This is a genomic window from Aliiglaciecola sp. LCG003 (genome assembly GCF_030316135.1).
Classification (GTDB): Bacteria; Pseudomonadota; Gammaproteobacteria; order Enterobacterales; family Alteromonadaceae; genus Aliiglaciecola.
The window spans coordinates 848,561-867,240 of the sequence record NZ_CP128185.1; the positions used below are offsets into that span (position 1 = coordinate 848,561).

8 protein-coding genes and 1 pseudogene are annotated in these 18,680 nt (G+C 45.2%); 3 read left to right on the top strand and 6 right to left on the bottom strand.

Annotation, left to right across the window (positions count from 1 at the left end; all coding sequences use genetic code 11):
* The first annotated feature begins 284 nt into the window (after nt 1–284).
* A complete protein-coding gene (locus tag QR722_RS03540; protein WP_286285373.1) occupies nt 285–1,730 on the top strand; it encodes an MFS transporter in 1,446 nt (481 codons plus the stop codon).
* 23 nt (nt 1,731–1,753) lie between these two features.
* On the opposite strand, the gene QR722_RS03545 is transcribed toward QR722_RS03540, so the two are convergent.
* From QR722_RS03545 to QR722_RS03565, 5 genes and pseudogenes are all read right to left on the bottom strand, one after another.
* Nucleotides 1,754–2,764, bottom strand: a complete 1,011-nt coding sequence (locus QR722_RS03545; RefSeq protein ID WP_286285374.1) for a cupin-like domain-containing protein — start codon at nt 2,762–2,764, stop codon at nt 1,754–1,756.
* Between the two features lie 20 nt (nt 2,765–2,784).
* Nucleotides 2,785–3,507: a SapC family protein gene (locus QR722_RS03550; protein WP_286285375.1), complete on the bottom strand. Its 723-nt coding sequence runs from the start codon at nt 3,505–3,507 to the stop codon at nt 2,785–2,787.
* 59 nt (nt 3,508–3,566) lie between these two features.
* Complete coding sequence (locus QR722_RS03555; protein ID WP_286285376.1) at nt 3,567–5,123, bottom strand: tryptophan halogenase family protein; 1,557 nt, start codon at nt 5,121–5,123, stop codon at nt 3,567–3,569.
* An 83-nt stretch (nt 5,124–5,206) separates the two neighbouring features.
* On the bottom strand, nt 5,207–8,179 hold the full coding sequence (locus QR722_RS03560) for a TonB-dependent receptor (protein WP_286285377.1): 2,973 nt from the start codon (nt 8,177–8,179) through the stop codon (nt 5,207–5,209).
* A gap of 651 nt (nt 8,180–8,830) precedes the next feature.
* Nucleotides 8,831–11,473, bottom strand: a pseudogene (locus tag QR722_RS03565) (family 16 glycosylhydrolase); the annotation flags it as partial.
* A gap of 432 nt (nt 11,474–11,905) precedes the next feature.
* Between QR722_RS03565 and QR722_RS03570 the strand changes: the two are divergent.
* Both QR722_RS03570 and QR722_RS03575 read left to right on the top strand, forming a co-directional pair.
* Nucleotides 11,906–13,300: a malectin domain-containing carbohydrate-binding protein gene (locus QR722_RS03570; RefSeq protein ID WP_286285378.1), complete on the top strand. Its 1,395-nt coding sequence runs from the start codon at nt 11,906–11,908 to the stop codon at nt 13,298–13,300.
* 78 nt (nt 13,301–13,378) lie between these two features.
* A complete protein-coding gene (locus QR722_RS03575) occupies nt 13,379–16,843 on the top strand; it encodes a 1,3-beta-D-glucan phosphorylase, GH149 family (protein ID WP_286285379.1) in 3,465 nt (1,154 codons plus the stop codon).
* 90 nt (nt 16,844–16,933) lie between these two features.
* Here the strand turns inward: QR722_RS03575 and QR722_RS03580 are convergent, their stop codons facing one another.
* Entirely contained in the window at nt 16,934–18,535 is a 1,602-nt protein-coding gene (locus QR722_RS03580; protein ID WP_286285380.1) for a sugar porter family MFS transporter, read from the bottom strand.
* Between the last annotated feature and the right edge of the window lie 145 nt (nt 18,536–18,680).

The window sequence follows — 18,680 nt, forward strand, 5'->3', positions numbered from 1 at the left end:
TACAAAAAACTCTGCTGCAATAACTTTAACTGCTGTGAATAGCGATTCAAATTAAACAAGCTGAAATGGACCAGCGAAGAGATAGTGAGGAAGGGCAGTATTATTCCACGCTCTAAGTGTTGCAATAGGCTTCGACAGTAGCCGCTTCACCCCGTGGCATGGGACCGTTGGTCGCGTTGTCATTGTGAAGGAGATTTTTCATTGTATGGTCCTATGTTAACGCTTTGTTAACCGTCTATTTCTAACTTAGATTTTGACCTTGTCTACCTACGGAAGTTATCAATATGTCATCCAGTGCACATCATGAAACCGCGGCAGAAGATAAAATTTCTGGTATCCAGAAATTCATTTATGGACTAGGTGCCTTGGTTAACAATCTGTTGGGCGCTGCGATAGGTGGCATGGTCATCGTGCTTAATTTGGGTTTGGGTATGAACCCGGCTTTGGTCGGATTGGTCAGTGCGTTGCCAAGATTAACCGATGCGATTACTGACCCGTTAATGGGTTATATCTCGGATAACACGAAATCGAAATGGGGCAGACGTCGTCCTTATATTTTTGTCGGAGCCATCGCAGCGGGTATTGTCTTCGCGCTGCTATGGCAACTTCCAGTGGGTCAGTCGGAAAACTTCTACTTTTGGTTGTTTCTGGCGGGCTCCTTGGTGTTCTATTTAGCCTACACGATTTTTGCCACACCTTGGGTAGCGCTCGGCTATGAGCTGACACCGGATTATCATGAGCGGACACGCTTGATGGCAACGCAAAATTTTATGGGCCAAATGGCTTATTTAATTGCGCCCTGGTTTCTGTGGTTTATGCAAAATGACATGCTGTTCGATAACATGCTCGAAGGCGCTGGTTGGTTAGCTATTATCATAGGCGCCTTCACCATTTGTGTCGGTATATTGCCTGCTATCTTTTTGAAAGAACCGAATCAGCGTATCGTGACGCAGGCTGCGCCTACTGACACTGATACTTTCCCTGCTGGGATCAAAGGTTTCTTTCAAGGTTTCGCAACCACTATTAAATTTAAACCCTTTTTGTATTTATGCGGTGCCACATTTTTAGTCTTCAATGGCTTTATGATGGTGTCGTCATTCCAGTTCTATGTGATTATTTATTATGTGTTTGGTGGCGATACCAGTTTGGGTTCTGAATACGCGGGCTACGCAGGAACCTTATCGGCATTTGCTACCTTTTGTGTGATATTTATAGTATCCAAATTATCCTCTTTGTACGGCAAGCGACGAGCATTCTTTTTTGCGATTGGCATGTCAATCTTAGGCTATGCATTGAAATGGATTTGCTATGATCCTGACTATCCACTGATGCTACTAGTACCAGTACCCTTTATCGCATTCGGATTGGGCGGCTTGTTTACTCTGATGGGCTCCATGATCGCTGATGTGTGTGACTTTGATGAGCTGAAGACTGAAAAACGTCGAGAAGGCATGTTCGGCTCTATCTATTGGTGGGTGGTGAAACTTGGTATGGCTGCGGCCTTGGCAACCGGAGGATTTCTATTGAACGCGACAGGATTTGATGTGGCGTTAAACGGCAATCAGGCTGAGTCGACTATCTTTTTGCTGCGTATATTCGATGCGCTTGTGCCTATCATCTGTTCGGTGATCGCCATTTGGCTAATTTACCTTTACCCCGTCACCGAGCAAAAAGCCAATGATATTCGGGCACAGCTCGAAGCCAAACGAGGCAAAGTGACAGCCGCATAGTCTTGCCTGGCGATAGGTTATCGCTAACGGTTAAGTTTATTGATTAGGGTTGCCCGTAATCTGCGGGCAGCAGCTTCATCTAAAGGTTTAAGTACACCTTGTTGTAGCTCAGGAATATGTGCCTGTTCGCGGGCAGAAAAGACATAATGCTCGAAAATATCCCGCCAAATATGACGCTGACTCTCCGGTAGGTCTCGAATGCTGAGTAAAGCGTGATTGAGTGCATCCATAGGAGAGCCTAAATAATTAGGCACTTGGCGCCACCAGTAATTCACCAACAAATTAAACTTCGCTAAGCTCTCGACATGGTGCCACCACATACTTGGAATAAAGATAGCGTCGCCAGGCTCAAGCTCTGCAACTTGGGCCTGCTCCAACGCCAGCTTAAATTTAGGGAAACGCTGAAAATCCGGTTGTTGAAAATCTACCAAACTGGCACTTTGCCCAGCCGGGGTAAAATCAATCGGACCTACATACAAATTATCTATTTGATCGGGCGGGAATAGAGTAAACCTGCGCCTGCCAGCCACCGTACAGGCAAGATTATCGGGGATATCATAGTGGGCAGCAATGCGCGATTGATTACCAAGCCATAGGCTGACTAAAGGTGCATGCTCTAAAGGCGCTAGCGGGTTTTGTTGACGAACACCGGGTAGAATGTGCTCTAAAGCCGTTGAACCCAAGTAAGTTGTGGGTGCAGAGTTATCTGTACAATGCAATAACACATCTTCAATGACACCCTCTAAGGTGCTGGTTTTTGGCGCAAAGTTAAAGCCATCCAACTGAGCATTGTAGAAGTAGCGGCCGTTATTAATCGCATCACTGCTGAAGGATTGCACCGGTTGTTGGTTGCTGAAACCACGTAAATAATCCACGATTGACTGGTCTGATTGCAAGCTCTTTTGCACCAAAGGCCAGTGCTTGACTAAGCCTCTGAATACCACAGGTTGATTAGCCGCGAGTAACTCTTGAGTCAAATCATCAGGCGTGGCCTGATGAATTTCACGAATGGCTGAAACAGCTTTCACTTTCATACCGGCCTCTGGATTTCTTGCTATAGGGTTGCGTTTTTCTTATCAATTAAGCTAGAAAGATTCGACATCGAGGCTTCCATCATATGGATCATTTGTAAGTAGCCCTTTTGATGCAATTCTTGTAAAACATCCCCTTGTAATGCCGCCACCTTTTCTTCGTTGACCGTATACAGGCTGGCTAACTCGTGCTGAGAATTATCCTTTAGTGTGACTTTGATATTGACCGATTCGATTAAATCCTTCTCAAGTAAAAAGGCGATGAATGCATTAGTTTGCTCATGTCCTAAATGAATGGCCTGCAGTAGCGAATTAATTTCTTGTAAGTACTCACTCTGGCCACCCATTTCTAAAAATACAGGTTGACCATCACTGCTGACAATTCTGGGACTGTCCATATCGATAAATACAACCGGCTCCTGCTTTAGTACACCTTCGCTTTGTACGTTTTGGAAACCAATCAAAAAGGGCCGTCTGCGAATGCTCATGGGAATATAGTCGGCATGCCAGCCGCTATCCGTTAGATACAGATTTTCCTGCTGAGCAAATCCGAACATGGCGATAGCTTCAAACTGACCTGTCTCTGTGTGTTTGCGTAAAAATATCGGGTAATGTGCCTGTGCTTGACGAAACTCAGACACAAACACATTGGTGTAGCTGATATCGTCACCTAAATTGGGTTTAAACTCAGGGTTAACCTGAAGATCTTTATGAGTAATATTGTCCAGTAATTGATGATTTGCCATGCAAATTCCTAACTTATTATTGTTTGTGGTGCAGGGATAATATTGCTATCACCGGCCGCTTATATACGTTGCAATCCATATTGATGGATTTTATTGATCAGTTCTCGATTGGTGGGTAGGCCTTTCAATAACTTTGCTGTTAACTGTTGGTTTTGATTGAAACTTGCCTGAGCCACTGCCGGATCGGCTGATCGCTTGAGGGTAGCCGATGGCTGGGTTACAAAGCCCATCCCATAAAGCACGTATTGATAACTGGCCGATGGAAACACTTCATCTATTTGGCTAAAGTCGTTGTGCCATGGCGAATGATATCGCCATAACTCTAATAATTCTTGCAAGCCTTGTGGAATACTTTGCGCTTCACAATTATCTATCCAGTATTGGCTATCGGTGCGTTTGGTTAGTACGTAATGGAGTTTCAAAAAATCAATAATACGGTCCCAACGATACAAAAACTTATCATTGAAACGTTTCGCCACAATATCCATCACACTTCGCGTGGCCGGAAGTTGTTCACTGATCATGGCGGCTGATAATTCTACCAGTACTAAAGCAGAGGCTTCTAGCGGCTCTAAGAACCCTGCAGCAAGACCCACAGCTACACAGTTTTTGTGCCAAAATAGCTGGCGATGTCCCGGTACTATGGGGATTTTACGCACGCTTAAATCATCGGCTTTATCACCAATGCTTTGACGAATATAGTGGCGTAAATCTATTTCCGCCTGCTCATCGCTGCTGTGCTGGCTGGAATATACATGTCCTACGCCCCGTCGACTTGGTAAACCAATATCCCAAATCCAGCCCGCTTGTTGTGCGGTCGAAATAGTATGGGACGCAATCGGACTTTGCTCATCTAAATAGGGAACATGACAGGCTAATGCACTGTTATTAAACAAAATATGTTCTTTATCGACAAAGGGTATTTGGTAATGTTGGCCCAGTAGTAGCGATCTGAATCCGCTGCAGTCGATAAACAAATCACCGGCTATTTCACCGTTCTGTTTAGTAGTGAGGGATTTTATATCGCCATTGTCGTGACTGTTAATTGCCACCACAGTATCCAACACATGCTTAACCCCCAGCTTTTGCGTACAGTGCTGGGTGAGAAATTGTGAAAATTTGCCTGCATCCAGATGGTAAGCATAATTCGCAACATGAGCATATTCTGGGGTAGTGTTTTGTTTCGGCGCCAGATGCTGTTCGCATAAACGTCCTTGAAAAGACACGGCATCGGCAAACGGCATATGTTCGGTGTTAGCTTGCCAAAAGGGAGCTAGATTGATTTTCTCGAACCCTTGGGGCAAGACTAAAGGATGGTAATAAGCATCGTCATCTGCGCCGGTCACCCATTTTGCGAATTTAGCCCCTTGTTTGAAGGTTGCATCACATTGGCGAATAAAGTCCGTTTCGCTGATACCCATCTTACGCAAGGTGCCGCGCATGGTCGGCCAGGTGCCCTCACCCACACCTACCGGTTTAACATCAGGTGATTCAATTAACGTAACTGAAATACCTTGAGCTGAATTAGCCATATGCTCGGCAGCAATCACCCCAGCGGTTAGCCAGCCTGCGGTACCGCCACCGACAATAATGATTTTTCGGATTGGATTAGTCAATCAGCTAAACTCCAAATTAATATCCCATAAAAAGCATAACAAAAAGCCGCTGACAAAGCGGCTTTTTTCACACTTTACCCCGCTTAAAACGAGTATCGAGCGCCTAAATTATAACGTGTACCGTACTGGCGAGCAGCAAGGAACTGCTCTTCATAACGGCCATAAATTTCTTCAGTTTCATTGAATAGGTTTAAGCCCTCAAAAAACACTGTCAAATTATCATTCACGTCATAGTTGATGCTCAAATCGGTTTGTGCAAATTCTTTAAAGAATTGCGGCGGTGCTTCTGCCGAACCCTGAGCTTGACCCACACCTAGCAAGTAATCATCACGCCATGCATAAGACAATTTAGCCGATAAACCATCTTTTTCGTAAAAAACTTGTAAGTTAGCCGAATCGCCTAATCCGGTTAAAGGAGACTGCACCGAGAAATTCTCAGTATCGTATTTGACGTCGCCATCTACCAAGGTCACGTTGAAGCCTGCGCCAAAACCACTGTCGCCAAACATATGCTGCACGGCAAACTCGATTCCATCCACGGTTTTATCTTCGCCATTGGCTGGCTGGCTGACCAACCATTCTACCAGTGGGTCACTATCGTTTTGTTTGACTATCTGGGTCTCACAGCAAGAATCGTCTACGCCGCCGCCGTTAGCAATAATCTGCTCCCAGATTGCTGTGACGGTAGGTTGATCACCACGTGCCACTACATCGGCTTCAGCTTGAATAGCGCGAGGCCCAATGAAGGGGTCACGCAGACCATCCACAGTAATGGTATTAAAAGATGTTGAGATAAAGTTTTTCACGTCTTTGCGGAAGTAACCGATAGATATGTAACTTGCGTCGTCGTAATAATACTCAGCACTCAAATCAACATTGAAAGATTCAAAGGGCAGTAAATTGGTATTACCTGAACCACCGGTGCGATTACCAGGTTTAGGACTGCCTGATAAAGAACGACCGCCTAATAGGTTTCCTAGTGGTGCCCGTGCAATGGTTTTACCCACCGAAAAGCGCGCCACTATATCTTCGGTTACTTCAAGTTTGATATTCAAATTGGGCAGGGTCACATCATGTTCACCTGTGGTGTTGAGAAATCCATCACCGCCCTCTTTATAACGTAATTGCCACTCAGTGGGGTTGGACCATACTAAGAAGTCTTCCACATTTTGCCGTACATCACTGTTGACATCAGTTTTTTCATAGCGGATACCCAAATTGATATCCAGTGGCATATCGGCGATTTCAAAAAACATATCACCAGAGAGGTAAACGCTCTGGGTTTTTTCTGTCACGTAACCTTCACTTAAGGTACCGAAGTTGGGATCTAACGGATCAGTTGAAAAGCCAAAGTACGATTCCATCCGCGCGATGGCTTCGGCGTAATCGAAGGAATAGTAATAGTCGGTGACTAGGTTGCCGCCACCATTGGAAAACTCATCCAGAAAATCGCCAGTGTTGTTACGGGTGAACATGCTATCAGGGAAGATAGCCTCATTCCCATTATAGCCATTGGGTCCAACATTACCGTTATCAGCAGAATAACCACCAAAGGTTTGCTCGGTATTAGCAAGGCCAAAACGCACACTCGTTAGGAAACTATCATTGGGGTTTATCCATTCGGCATCCAATTGGATTTGCTCGATGCTGGATTCACCTTCAGAACGATTAAATTGGGCAAATAGTGGGTCGAAATCCGCAGGTGACGCTTCACTTGCACCATTTGGCCACACCATATCAAACTGTGGGACCCCGCCTTGCGAGAAATCGTAGGTTTTAGTTACGATATTATTTGGGGCGAGGATAACGTTGCCTGAATGACCTAAGCCATCATCAGCACCGTTGTCGGTGGTGGTTTTAGAATCGTGATAATCCAGCTCTACATGAATTTCATCGGTTGCCTGCCATTCGAAATTGAAGCCGATAGAATCACTTTCAACCAATAGGGTTTCAACATTAGCCGAGTGAGCAAAATCGTTATTTGATTCGGTAAAGCGAATGGCGGTGCCGCGCTCGTCCAATTCATAGGAATTAACGTTACCACCAAAGTTAAACCAGACACCAAAACCTAAACCCGAAGTGGCGGTTTCCGCCTCAGAATAAACATAATCCAAAGTGAAGGTCATGTTGTCTTTAGGCGCGTATTGCAAGGTAAGTTGGCTGTTTAAGCGAGAACGTTCAACATTGTTAATGTTGTATGAAATTTGACGAGGAAAATAAGTGTGACCGGTTTTTCCATCGGCAGTGGCGCCGTCTTTTATATCATCATCTTCGCTAGCTGCATCGGGTCTTAAATCAACGAAGCTCGTGGCTGAACCAAACGGGCCTTGATCAGCTTGCCAACCAGGCACATTGGCACTTTGTTGCTGGAAATCCCGCTCTTGTAAGGACACCGATACTGCTACACCAAAGGTGTTATCAGCAAAAGTGTCGCTGTACAATGCTGACAATTCGGGCGTAACATCATCACCCTCAACATTCGATTGGTCATAAATACCTTTGCCGGAAATAACATATTTCAATCCAGGAGAGGCTAGCGGCTTGGCTGTAACAATATTTACCGTTCCGCCCAAACCACCAGTAGGAACATGTGATACGCCGGTTTTATATACTTCCAGGGCACTGACACCATCAGATGACAAGTTTTCCAAATCATAAGAACGGGTATTACCGGTTCCCGGCATTTGGCGGCCATTGAGGGTCACTAAGTTTTTATCCGGGCCGAAACCGCGTATGGTAATTTGGCTACCTTCGCCGTTTTTACGGCTAATGGTAACCCCGGTAATACGCTGCAATGATTCAGCCAAGTTGGTGTCAGGAAATTTACCCATCTCTTCGGCTGAAATCGCATCTACAATGCCTTTGGCATTGCGTTTTATATCCATGGCACGGGCGAGGGAGCCCCTAATGCCTTTTACTTGAATCGTTTCTATGTCATCCGTTGCTGTTGCCGCTTCCGCCTCTTCTTGCGCAAACGCAGGGGAGAGTATGGAGCTGCCCAATAGTAGCGAAATGGATGCCGCAATATATTTTTTATTGAAGGTCATGTGTTTCATAGTAGCCCTACTTTTATTTTCTTTGTTCTTCAATTTGGTCGGTATACGCAAGCCCAGAATCATCATCAATATGTCTAGGCTAACGCTTGAAGCGTTATGCGTATCACCGAGCGCCTATTCCTACTGAGCCGTAATCACCGCATTGTCAATGCGATAAATAGCTCCTTCACCGGTACCCCATGCTGGGAATATCATCACCACATCAATGGCGCTGATGTCGAGTCCGGCGTCAGATAGGGTTAGTAAATCGAAGGTGTAAGTTTGCCATTGACCTACCACAGGATCTTGGCCTTCAATGCTAGTATTCAGATTCACTTCGGCAGCCGAAGTATTGCCATCAGCTTCAACTTTTAATAACCAATCTGTGGCACCACCACTTGGTGCGCTAGTGATTTTCATACTAAAGCTGATTTTACCAGTGGTTAAATAGGCGGATGCATCAAAGGGGGCACCATCATCCGGTAAACGGCTATTGAAACCTAGTACGGAGGGCGTTGATCCTAGCGTGAACTCCGCTACATTGCCATGTTCAGCATCATCAGCAACTACCGCTGGTGTGGTGCCTCCACAGCAATCCCACAAAATCCACTGGCTATTTTGTTCTTCGCCAAAAAAAGTTAAAACGGCGTTAGGTACAGGAGCAGCGACGCTTGGGTTGCCGATCACCACGTTGTCGACTCTGTAGGTTGCACCTTCACCTGTTTGCCATGTAGGAAATATCATGATCACGTCAATGGCGCTGATATCCAAGCCTGCATCTGATAGATCGGATAGATTAAAGGTGTATGTCTGCCATTGGCCCACAACTGGTGCAAGGCCCTCATTGCTATCAGATAGCGCAACTTCTGCTGCAGAGGTATTGCCGTCAGCTTCAATTTTCAACAACCAGGTGGTTGCCGCGGCCGTAGGGGTCACTAGCTTCATATCAAAGCTTATGGTGCCACTAGATAACAATTCAGATGCGTCAAAAGGAGCGCCGTCATCAGGTAAGCGACTGTTAAATCCTAATACAGTACCTACGTTATCTAAGATCTTAAACTCAACCACCGCGCCGTGATCTGCATCATCTGTCTCCACGGTCGGCGTGGTGCCGCCACAGCAATCCCATAGAGGCCAAGCTGTGTTGCTAGCATCTTCAAATACCGCCAATCTTGGACCGCTAGGAACATTGGTTGCGTTAGGGTTGAAAATCTTGGCGTTGTCGACGCGATAAACTGCTCCAGCACCGGCTCCCCAGGAAGGAAAAATCATTACAACGTTAATTGCACTAATGTCTAAGCCTGCGTCGGATAGGTCTGACATGGTGAAAGTATAAGTTGCCCATTCGCCAGTGACAGGTGCATTTCCACCATTGCCATCAGCGAGTGGTAATTCAACGGCAGTTGGTCCATCGCCACCCTCAATTTTAAAGGTCCAAACTGCATTTGCATCCGTTGGTGCAGTGGTGACTTTCATATCAAACTGCACGACACCTTCGGTCAAAAGCGCGGAAGCGTCAAAGCTAATCCCTGAATCATCTGCAGGTTTAAAACCTAATACTGTACCGTTGTTATCATTGATACTGAATTCAGCTACTACGCCGTGATCAGCATCATCCATTTCTTCGGTAGGGGTAGTGCCAGCGCAGCAATCCCATAGTGCCCATTCCATATTCGCTTGGTCTTCAAACAATACAAGCTCTGGATAGGTGATATTACCAGGCTCTGCAATTTTCAGATTATCGACCCGATAAACCGCGCCTTCACCTGTTTGCCAAGCAGGAAATATCATAACTACGTCAATAGCGCTGATATCTAAACCAGCATCAGACAAAGATTGCAAAGAGAACGTGTATGTTTGCCATTGCCCAACTACAGGTTCAACCCCTTCGTTGCTAGCAACCAATTCTACCTGCGCAGAAGAACTATTATTGTCAGCTTCGAGCTTCAATAACCAAGTAGTGGCACCAGAAGTGGGCGTAACCACTTTCATATCAAATGACACACTACCTGTGGTTAGCATGGCAGATGCGTTAAAAGGTACCCCGCCTTCGGAAACATCTGTTCGGCTGTTGAAGCCTAATACCGTGCCATTGTTATCCAAGATTTGAAACTCTGCCACAGCGCCATGTTCGGCATCATCGGTGACAATTGCAGGGGTTGTTCCACCACAGCAATCCCATAATTTCCAGCCTGGATTCTCACCATCGGCAAAAATGGTAATAGGCACTGCTACCGGTGGTGTAGGAGGAGTGGGTGCGGGGGCTTTACCAATAACCAGTGCATCTTCTTCATCTTTATAACCAGCGCGAACGGTTTCGCAGCCTTTACCAGTCATAGGGTTGGTTGAACATTCGTACACCCGCACATAATCAATTTGATAGGCTTGACCATTCTCAAACGCGCTGGCATCGATGCCACCGTTGTTGACATTTTCAGGCCAATTGCCACCAACTGCTAGATTAAGCAGGATGTGAAAATCTTGGTCAAAGGGCGAGCTATCCCAATGCAACTCTTTTTCACCGCTTACTATGTCAAAGTATTCAGAAAACCAACCTCGGTGTTTTAAACCAACAGCTTCATCTTTACTGTTATAGCGCACTTCTGATGCCATCTGAGTCGCATACAAATATCCATCCATGTACCAGCGGATCTCGCCTTCTTGCCATTCAATAGCATAAGTATGGAAATCATCCGCTGGATTTGCCCCATCAGGCAATTTATGAGCCTTACCTGACGAATCGTTCCCTGGGTAATCACGACCGTAATGTAAGGTGCCATGAATATTTGCTTCAACAACACCGTCTTCATCTGCAACTTTCAGGTTTACAGCTTCAAGAATGTCGATTTCCCCTGATTTGGGCCAACCTCCATAGACTTCATCTGTAGGTAACATCCAGAACGCGGGCCAACTGCCTTGCCCTGATGGCAATTTAGCTCGCATTTCGAAGCGACCATAAGTCCAGTCACCTTTGTATTTGGTTCTCAACCGCGCTGAAGTATAAGGTAACTCAGCGCCGTCTTCGGCAGGCTTGGCAACAATATTGAGGTTACCGTCGGCTAAAAAAGAATTCTCTGGGGAGTCGGTATAGCATTGCTTTTCCTGGTTCCCGCCGCCGCTGCAGTTTACTTCATGGGACCACTTTGTAGCGTCAATTTCGCTGCCGTCAAATTCATCATTCCACACCATAACCCAATCTGAAACCGGGGCTGACGTGTCGATCGCCTTTAAATCTGTGTCCGTGTTAGAACCGCCACAGCCAGCAAGGCCTAATGCTAAAGCCGCCCCTACTGATAGTGACAGGTTATGCGTCATATGTTTAACGCTCTTGATTCTCATTGTGTTCTCCGAAAAATCAAAATCTAGGTGATTTTGCCTGACGTTCGTCCCAGTGCTTCTGTGTTATTACTGCACAGTGAATCACTAAATTCTTAGCCAGATGTTAATTGCCTGTTCTAATGTGTAACACAAAGGTTAACAGTGAGAAGGTCAAATACGGCAAGGCGGGACTTTCAAGAGGTGGAATGGACTGAGGTTAAAAATCATGCTGAAAAGGCTGAAAGCTTATCTTTTTGACTGAACAAAGCAAGATGACTTGTAAATGGTTTGTTGCAAATGAAGCCGGTAAACATTAAGGACTTCCTGCCGCAGTCGCAGTCCGTTTTAACTTGTTTGCATTGCTAGACCAGGCAAATGGATTATGTTTGTGAGTCACAGCGTTTAATTGAATCGCAAAAGAGTATTTGAATGAAAATAGTCCATGCAACATGCAACCTGCGGGTATTGGTTATCCTGTTCTGCATTTTCCTCAGCAATGCCTGTACTTATGCCGACAAATCTACATCCATTTTTAGGGGGATGAAGCCACCAGTAGTGGCATCTAAATCCACTCCAGAAAGTTATACTGCTTCTATTGTTTATGCCTTAAATGTTGGAGGCGAAGATTATGTGTCCAGTGACAATATCCATTACCGAGCTGATAACTTATCGATTTCGGCTGTTAAAGCAAGCTCTGTGGATAGTAAAGGAACGCAAGACATCCCGCTTTATCAGACGTATCGCCAAGGTGATATGCACCTTTCATTGCCTATGCAAAACGGCCAGTATGCAGTCAAGTTTATGTTTGCGGAGCCAAAAAACACTGCGGTTGGCAAGCGCCTTTTTGATGTCAGATTAGAAGATGAATTACATATACCCAGCTTAGATGTACGCGGTGAACGGGATGGTAAAACGCTGTCGGCGTTAGAACGCACTGTGATAGATGTGGAAGTACTCGATGGGCAACTGGATATAGTTTTAACTGGTGTAAAAGGTGAGCCTGTTTTGCATGCTTTGGTTGTACGTAAAGTCGATACTAAACAGACAGATTGGCAATTAGTTTGGAGTGACGAATTCAATTACGTCGGTCCGCCAGACCCAACTAAATGGAATTTTGATGTATGGCCTGCGCGCAAAGTGAATGATGAAGATCAGGCTTATACTGAGCGTTCGAAAAATGTCAGGGTCGACGGACAGCATCTCATTATCCAAGCCCATAAAGAGCAGTACGATAATGCCCAATACACCTCAGGCCGGATCCATAGCAAAGGCAAAGGCGATTTTTTGTATGGCAAAGCCGAGGTTCGTGCGCGCATTCCTGCTGGGCAAGGGGGTTGGTCGGCGATTTGGATGCTTCCCAGTGATCCTTTCAAATATGCCACCAATTGTAAGGGCAATGATGAATGGCAAGGCATGGCTAATTGTGATGCTTGGCCCAATTCTGGCGAAATCGATATTATGGAGTATGTCGGCTATGATCCTACTACCATCCACGGCACAGTGCATAACAAAGCCTACTATTGGGTAAACTGGCAACAGCGTAAAGGCAGCATGCAAGTAGATGCCAGCGTTAATACTGAATTTCAAACCTACTCAATGGAGTGGGGGCCAGACTACATTTTTATCTCTTACAATGGCACACCCTATTTCTATTACGCCAATGAGCATCAAGGCTGGCAGTCTTGGCCCTATGACCATCCTTACCACTTGATTTTGAATTTGGCCATAGGTGGTGCTTGGGGTAGAGCGGGCGGCCCGATAGATGATTCGTTATTCCCGTTGCAGATGGAAGTGGATTATGTCCGCATCTACCAACAACAATAAAGATCCTCAGCTATTTCAGTTGGCTACTAACCAACCCGAAACAGATATTTTTTATTTTGACAAAAACCGGCAAATCACATGAATACAACACAGAATATTAGCGGTGAGTTTGTCACCCTAAATGGCGAACGATTTTACAAAATCGTTAACGTCGACCAGATGCCAGCGTTCTTCATTAGCGTTGTGTCTAACAGCGATCACTGGCTATTTGCATCATCTAATGGTGGTTTGACTGCCGGTAGAGTATCTCCAGAAACGGCATTGTTCCCTTATGTCACCGTGGATAAAATCTATGAAAGTACTCCCCACACTGGCTGTAAAACGGTATTGCATGTCAGCCGTGGCAAACAAACAGTCACCTGGGAACCTTTTAATTACCAACGTCAGCATGACTTCCAATTACTGCGTAATTTATTTAAAAATACCTTAGGTAATAAACTCTGCTTTGAAGAGATTAATCACTCATTGCAGCTTATGTTTCGCTACACCTGGACCACAAGTGAAGAGTTCGGCTTTTGTCGTCAAGCGGAATTATGTAATTTGTCCGATCAGCACTGCGAAATTGACATACTTGATGGTTTAATCAATCTTTTGCCAGCCGGCACGCCGCGATTCACCCAAACCCAATCTAGTAACTTGGTGGATGCTTATAAGTTCAACGAATTAGATGAAGCTACTGGTTTGGCAATGTTCACCTTATACTCTGGGATCACCGACCGGGCTGAACCCGCTGAGTCATTGCATGCAACCAGTGTGTTTACCTTAGGGCTAGAGCCTGAAGCCATTTTGTTGTCTGAGCAGCAGATCGCTCAATTCATTCATCAGCAGAGTGTTAACACTGAAAGCAGTTGTCGTGGCGTTCGTGGCGCTTATTTAATTCAAACAAGATTTAAGTTGAGGCCAAAAGACCATAAACAATGGTTCATCGTGGCAGACCTTGAACAAACTCAATCTCAGGTGAGTAAACGCATTGTGCAATTGAGTCAACCGGATGTGCTGCAAAAAGCCTTATTACAATCTGTTCAGCAAGGCAGCGATGATCTCGCGCGCATTATGGCCAGCAGTGACGGTTTTCAGTATACCAACGAAGAAAACGTGACTGTACATCATTATGCAAACACCTTGTTTAATGTGTTGCGCGGCGGCATTTTTGACCAGCAATATCAAATTACAGCCAAAGACTTATGTTCCACAGTGTCGATGTTCAATCAGCCGGTATTTGCACAAAATCGCCAGTTTTTGCAAGCCCTGCCTGCCACCATGGAGATCCAGGCGCTATTGCAGAAGGTTTCACAACATGGTGATGGGCAGCTAGAACGCTTAGTCATGGAATATCTACCCATTACCTTTGGTCGCAGACACGGTGATCCTAGTCGCCCTTGGAACCAATTCGCTATAAATTTAAAAGACAAACAAGGAAACCCATTACTATCGTATCAAGGGAACTGGCGGGATATTTTCCAGAATTGGGAAGCCCTTACCTTTAGCTATCCGGATTTTATCGAGAGCGTAATTGCTAAGTTTGTCAACGCCTCCACTATGGATGGGTATAATCCATACCGGATCACCAAGCAAGGTATCGATTGGGAAGTAGAAGAGCCGGATGACCCCTGGAGTTATATTGGTTATTGGGGCGACCATCAAATTATCTACTTGCTTAAGATGTTGGAATTATCTAACCAATTTCACCCGCAAAAACTATCACAGTTGCTCTCGCAGCCGCTATTTAGTTATGCAAATGTACCCTACAAAATCAAAGATTTTGACGACATTGTACTAAATGCAAAAAGCACCGTCAGCTACGATGACGCGCTGGCAGAGGTGATTGAAAAACGTGTATCTGCCATAGGCGCTGACGGGAAATTGGTGTTAGATGGGAGTGGGCAGGTTTATCAAGTTAATCTGCTTGAAAAACTCTTAGTACCCTTACTGAGTAAGTTGAGTAACTTGGTGGTTGATGGCGGTATTTGGCTCAACACCCAGCGCCCAGAGTGGAATGATGCAAACAACGCCTTGGTTGGCCAGGGTTTATCAATGGTAACCCTGTATTACATGCGTCGCTATGTGACTTTTCTGCAGCATTTATTGCAAGACACCGATCAATTATTCACTTTATCAAATGAAGTCAATCAGTGGTTGGTCGATATCAGCATGATATTAGCTGACGTTGCGCAGCAGTTAGATAATGCCCCGGTAACAGATTCGAAACGCTTCGAGATACTTGAGCGTCTCGGACGGGCGGGATGTCGTTATCGTCAGGCCATTTATCAGCAGCAAGGTTTCTCGGGTCAGGTTGAGGTGTCGGTGCAGTTGGTTAATCGCTGTCTTTTGCATGCAAATGATGTGATCAACCATTCTATCAATATTAATCGAGCTGATGATGGCCTATATCAGGCGTATAACTTGTTGCAGCTATCGCAACACTCCGCCCATGTAAGTCATTTGTATCCGATGCTGGAAGGGCAAGTAGCAGCCTTGAGTAGCGGTGCCATTACCGGCAAAGATGCGGTAAATGTACTTGAGGCACTGTTTAACAGTGATGTTTTCAGAGCCGATATCAATACCTTTATGTTGTATCCTGACCGCAAGCAAACCCGTTTTTTAGACAAGAACGTTATTCCAGCCGATGGATTCAACGCTATTCCGCTGTTGCAATTGATGCTTGATCGGGATGATAACCGCATTGTCAGCCAAGATTGCACTGGTCGCTATCGATTCAATTCAGAGCTAACAAACAGTGGCGATTTAACCACTCAACTACATTGTATTGGCCCAGATTATGCGCAACTCAATGATGTTAGCCAACAAGCTATATTGGACTTATACGAACAGGTGTTTGAGCATAAATCTTTCACTGGTCGATCCGGTGGAATGTTCGGATTTGAAGGCCTAGGAAGTGTTTACTGGCACATGGTGGCCAAATTATTATTAGCGGTTAAAGAGCAATACTTCTATGCCATTGACACTAAGTTAGAGCAGCCCATCATTCAACGCTTAGGAGAGTTATATTATCAGGTTCGAGAAGGGATTGGCTTTAACAAAACACCGCAACAATATGGTGCCTTTCCAACTGATCCCTATTCTCATACGCCCAAGCATGCTGGTGCTCAACAACCCGGCATGACAGGACAGGTAAAAGAAGAAGTCATGAGTCGCTTTGCCGAGTTGGGTATTCATGTTGCCAATGGACAATTGCAAATCAATCCGGCCTTACTGCGTGCCCAAGAGTTTTGTCAAAGCGCCGGTGAGATGACCTATTTGGATGTCGCCGAGCAATGGCAAACAATTGAGGTGCCTAGCCAAGGCTTAGCCTTTACTTGGTGCCAAGTGCCAATTGTTTATCAGTTGGCAGGCTCCACTCAAAGCTCAGTGAGCGTTTATCTTAATGATGGTACGATGGAAAAAATCCAAATTAATGGATCACAAACCCTAGCGCTAAATCATCAACTCAGTGAAGATATTTTCAAACGAAATGGCAGGGTGGTGCGTATTGAATGTCAGTTGAGTGCTGCAGTTTTATATCAGGAAAAAAACGAGTCTTAATGAGACTCGTGTAGCTATCAGTATCTCGTTATATGCTCTAGGCAATGGATGTTGCCTAGAGCAGTTTAGTTTATTTATCCCCAGCTCAGCTTATTTAGCTAGGCTGGCTTCCAATTCTTCAAGTGTTTTTCCTTTCGTCTTAGGCAAGTAGATCAAGACAATAATCAATCCAACCAGTGCAAAAATGCCATACAGGGCGAAGGTTAATGTTGCACCCAAGTTGGCCAGTTCCCACGGAAACACTAGTTGTACCGTAAAGCTGGTGGCTGAATTAATCAATCCCACAAAGGATATTGCCAGCGCTCGAATTCGGTTTGGAAAGAGTTCTGAGAACAGTACCCACATAACCGGCCCTAACGAAACTGCGAAGCAAGCGACAAAAGCTAACAATCCAATTAATACAGCGGTTTGGTTGAGCTGTATTGCCGATGCAATGAAGAAGGACTCATGATTGACCGCCAGTTGACTGCCAAGGCTAGTCACTAGAGCGTGTTTGAACTCAAGATCATTCGAGTAACTCACCCCTATCATTGGGCCAATGCTATCCGCATTGATTTGACTGGGTAACGAAGAAAGTACTTGAGTCGTCAACTCATAAGAGGCCAGATTAAACTGATAGGCCAACATAAACATACTTAATACAATGCCGCTCACGCCCGCTAACAACAGCACTTTGCGTCCGATACGGTCGATTAGTGCTATGGCTATAACGGTGAATACTATATTGATCAGACCTACTAAAATGGCCTGCATAAAAGCAGCGTCTGTACCAAACCCACTTTGTTCGAATATCATCGGTGCATAGAAAAACACCGCGTTGATGCCGGTGATCTGCTGCAATATCGCAATCGACACTCCGACTATCATGACCAAGCGCATTGCCGGTTTGAATAATTCTTTGATAGGCAAGCGGGCCTGCTTGTCTGTTGATGTTGATGCGATAACTATCTGCTTGATGGTTTCATCAACTTGCTGTTCATGGCTAACTTTTAGCATTATCTGTTTGGCTTGCGCCACTTTGCCTTTCAATACCAACCAACGTGGACTTTCAGGGACCCAAAATAACGCAACGAAATACAGCAGGGCAGGCAAAGCTTCTAGTCCTAGCATCCAGCGCCAATTCCAGTGTTGCAGATTGAGCTGCTGAGTCCAAGGTTGGGCTGACTCGCCAAGGGTTAAAATCATATAGTTAGTGAAAAAAGCCACTGAAATACCAATAACGATATTGAGTTGATTGAGTGACACTAAGCGCCCACGATATTTGGCTGGAGCGATTTCAGCAATATACATAGGCGCGATGATTAGCGCCGCGCCGACACCTAAGCCGCCTAACATTCTAGCTATGACTAAAATAGTAAAGCTCGGTGCTAATGCCGACAATACAGCGGACAATAAAAACAACAGAGCTGCAATCTTTAGTACCGTTTTGCGGCCAAATTTGTCAGAAAGAGGTCCACTCACTAACATTGCGAAAGTTGCAGTGAGAGACAAAGACGCCACCGCCCAACCGAGCTGTAATTTAGTTAAATTAAATTCACTCTCAATGAATCCAACTACCCCAGAGATAACCGAGGCATCAAAGCCCATTAATAATCCGCCTAATGCTACAATTAAAGATACATAGCAGACATAGAATATTGAGTTGGAATAAGCACTGGGCTCGTTTTGTGATGTTGCTAAGGTATCTTGCATAATGGGGCGAGTTCTATACAGTGATTAGTAAGTCTTAACGCTATCTGATTTGTCTTGTAACGCATTGAATTTACGATAGAACGGTTCTCTCGTGCGGTGTAACGGATATCACAACTGGTTAGCCGTCACGCCAAGGTGTAGACTG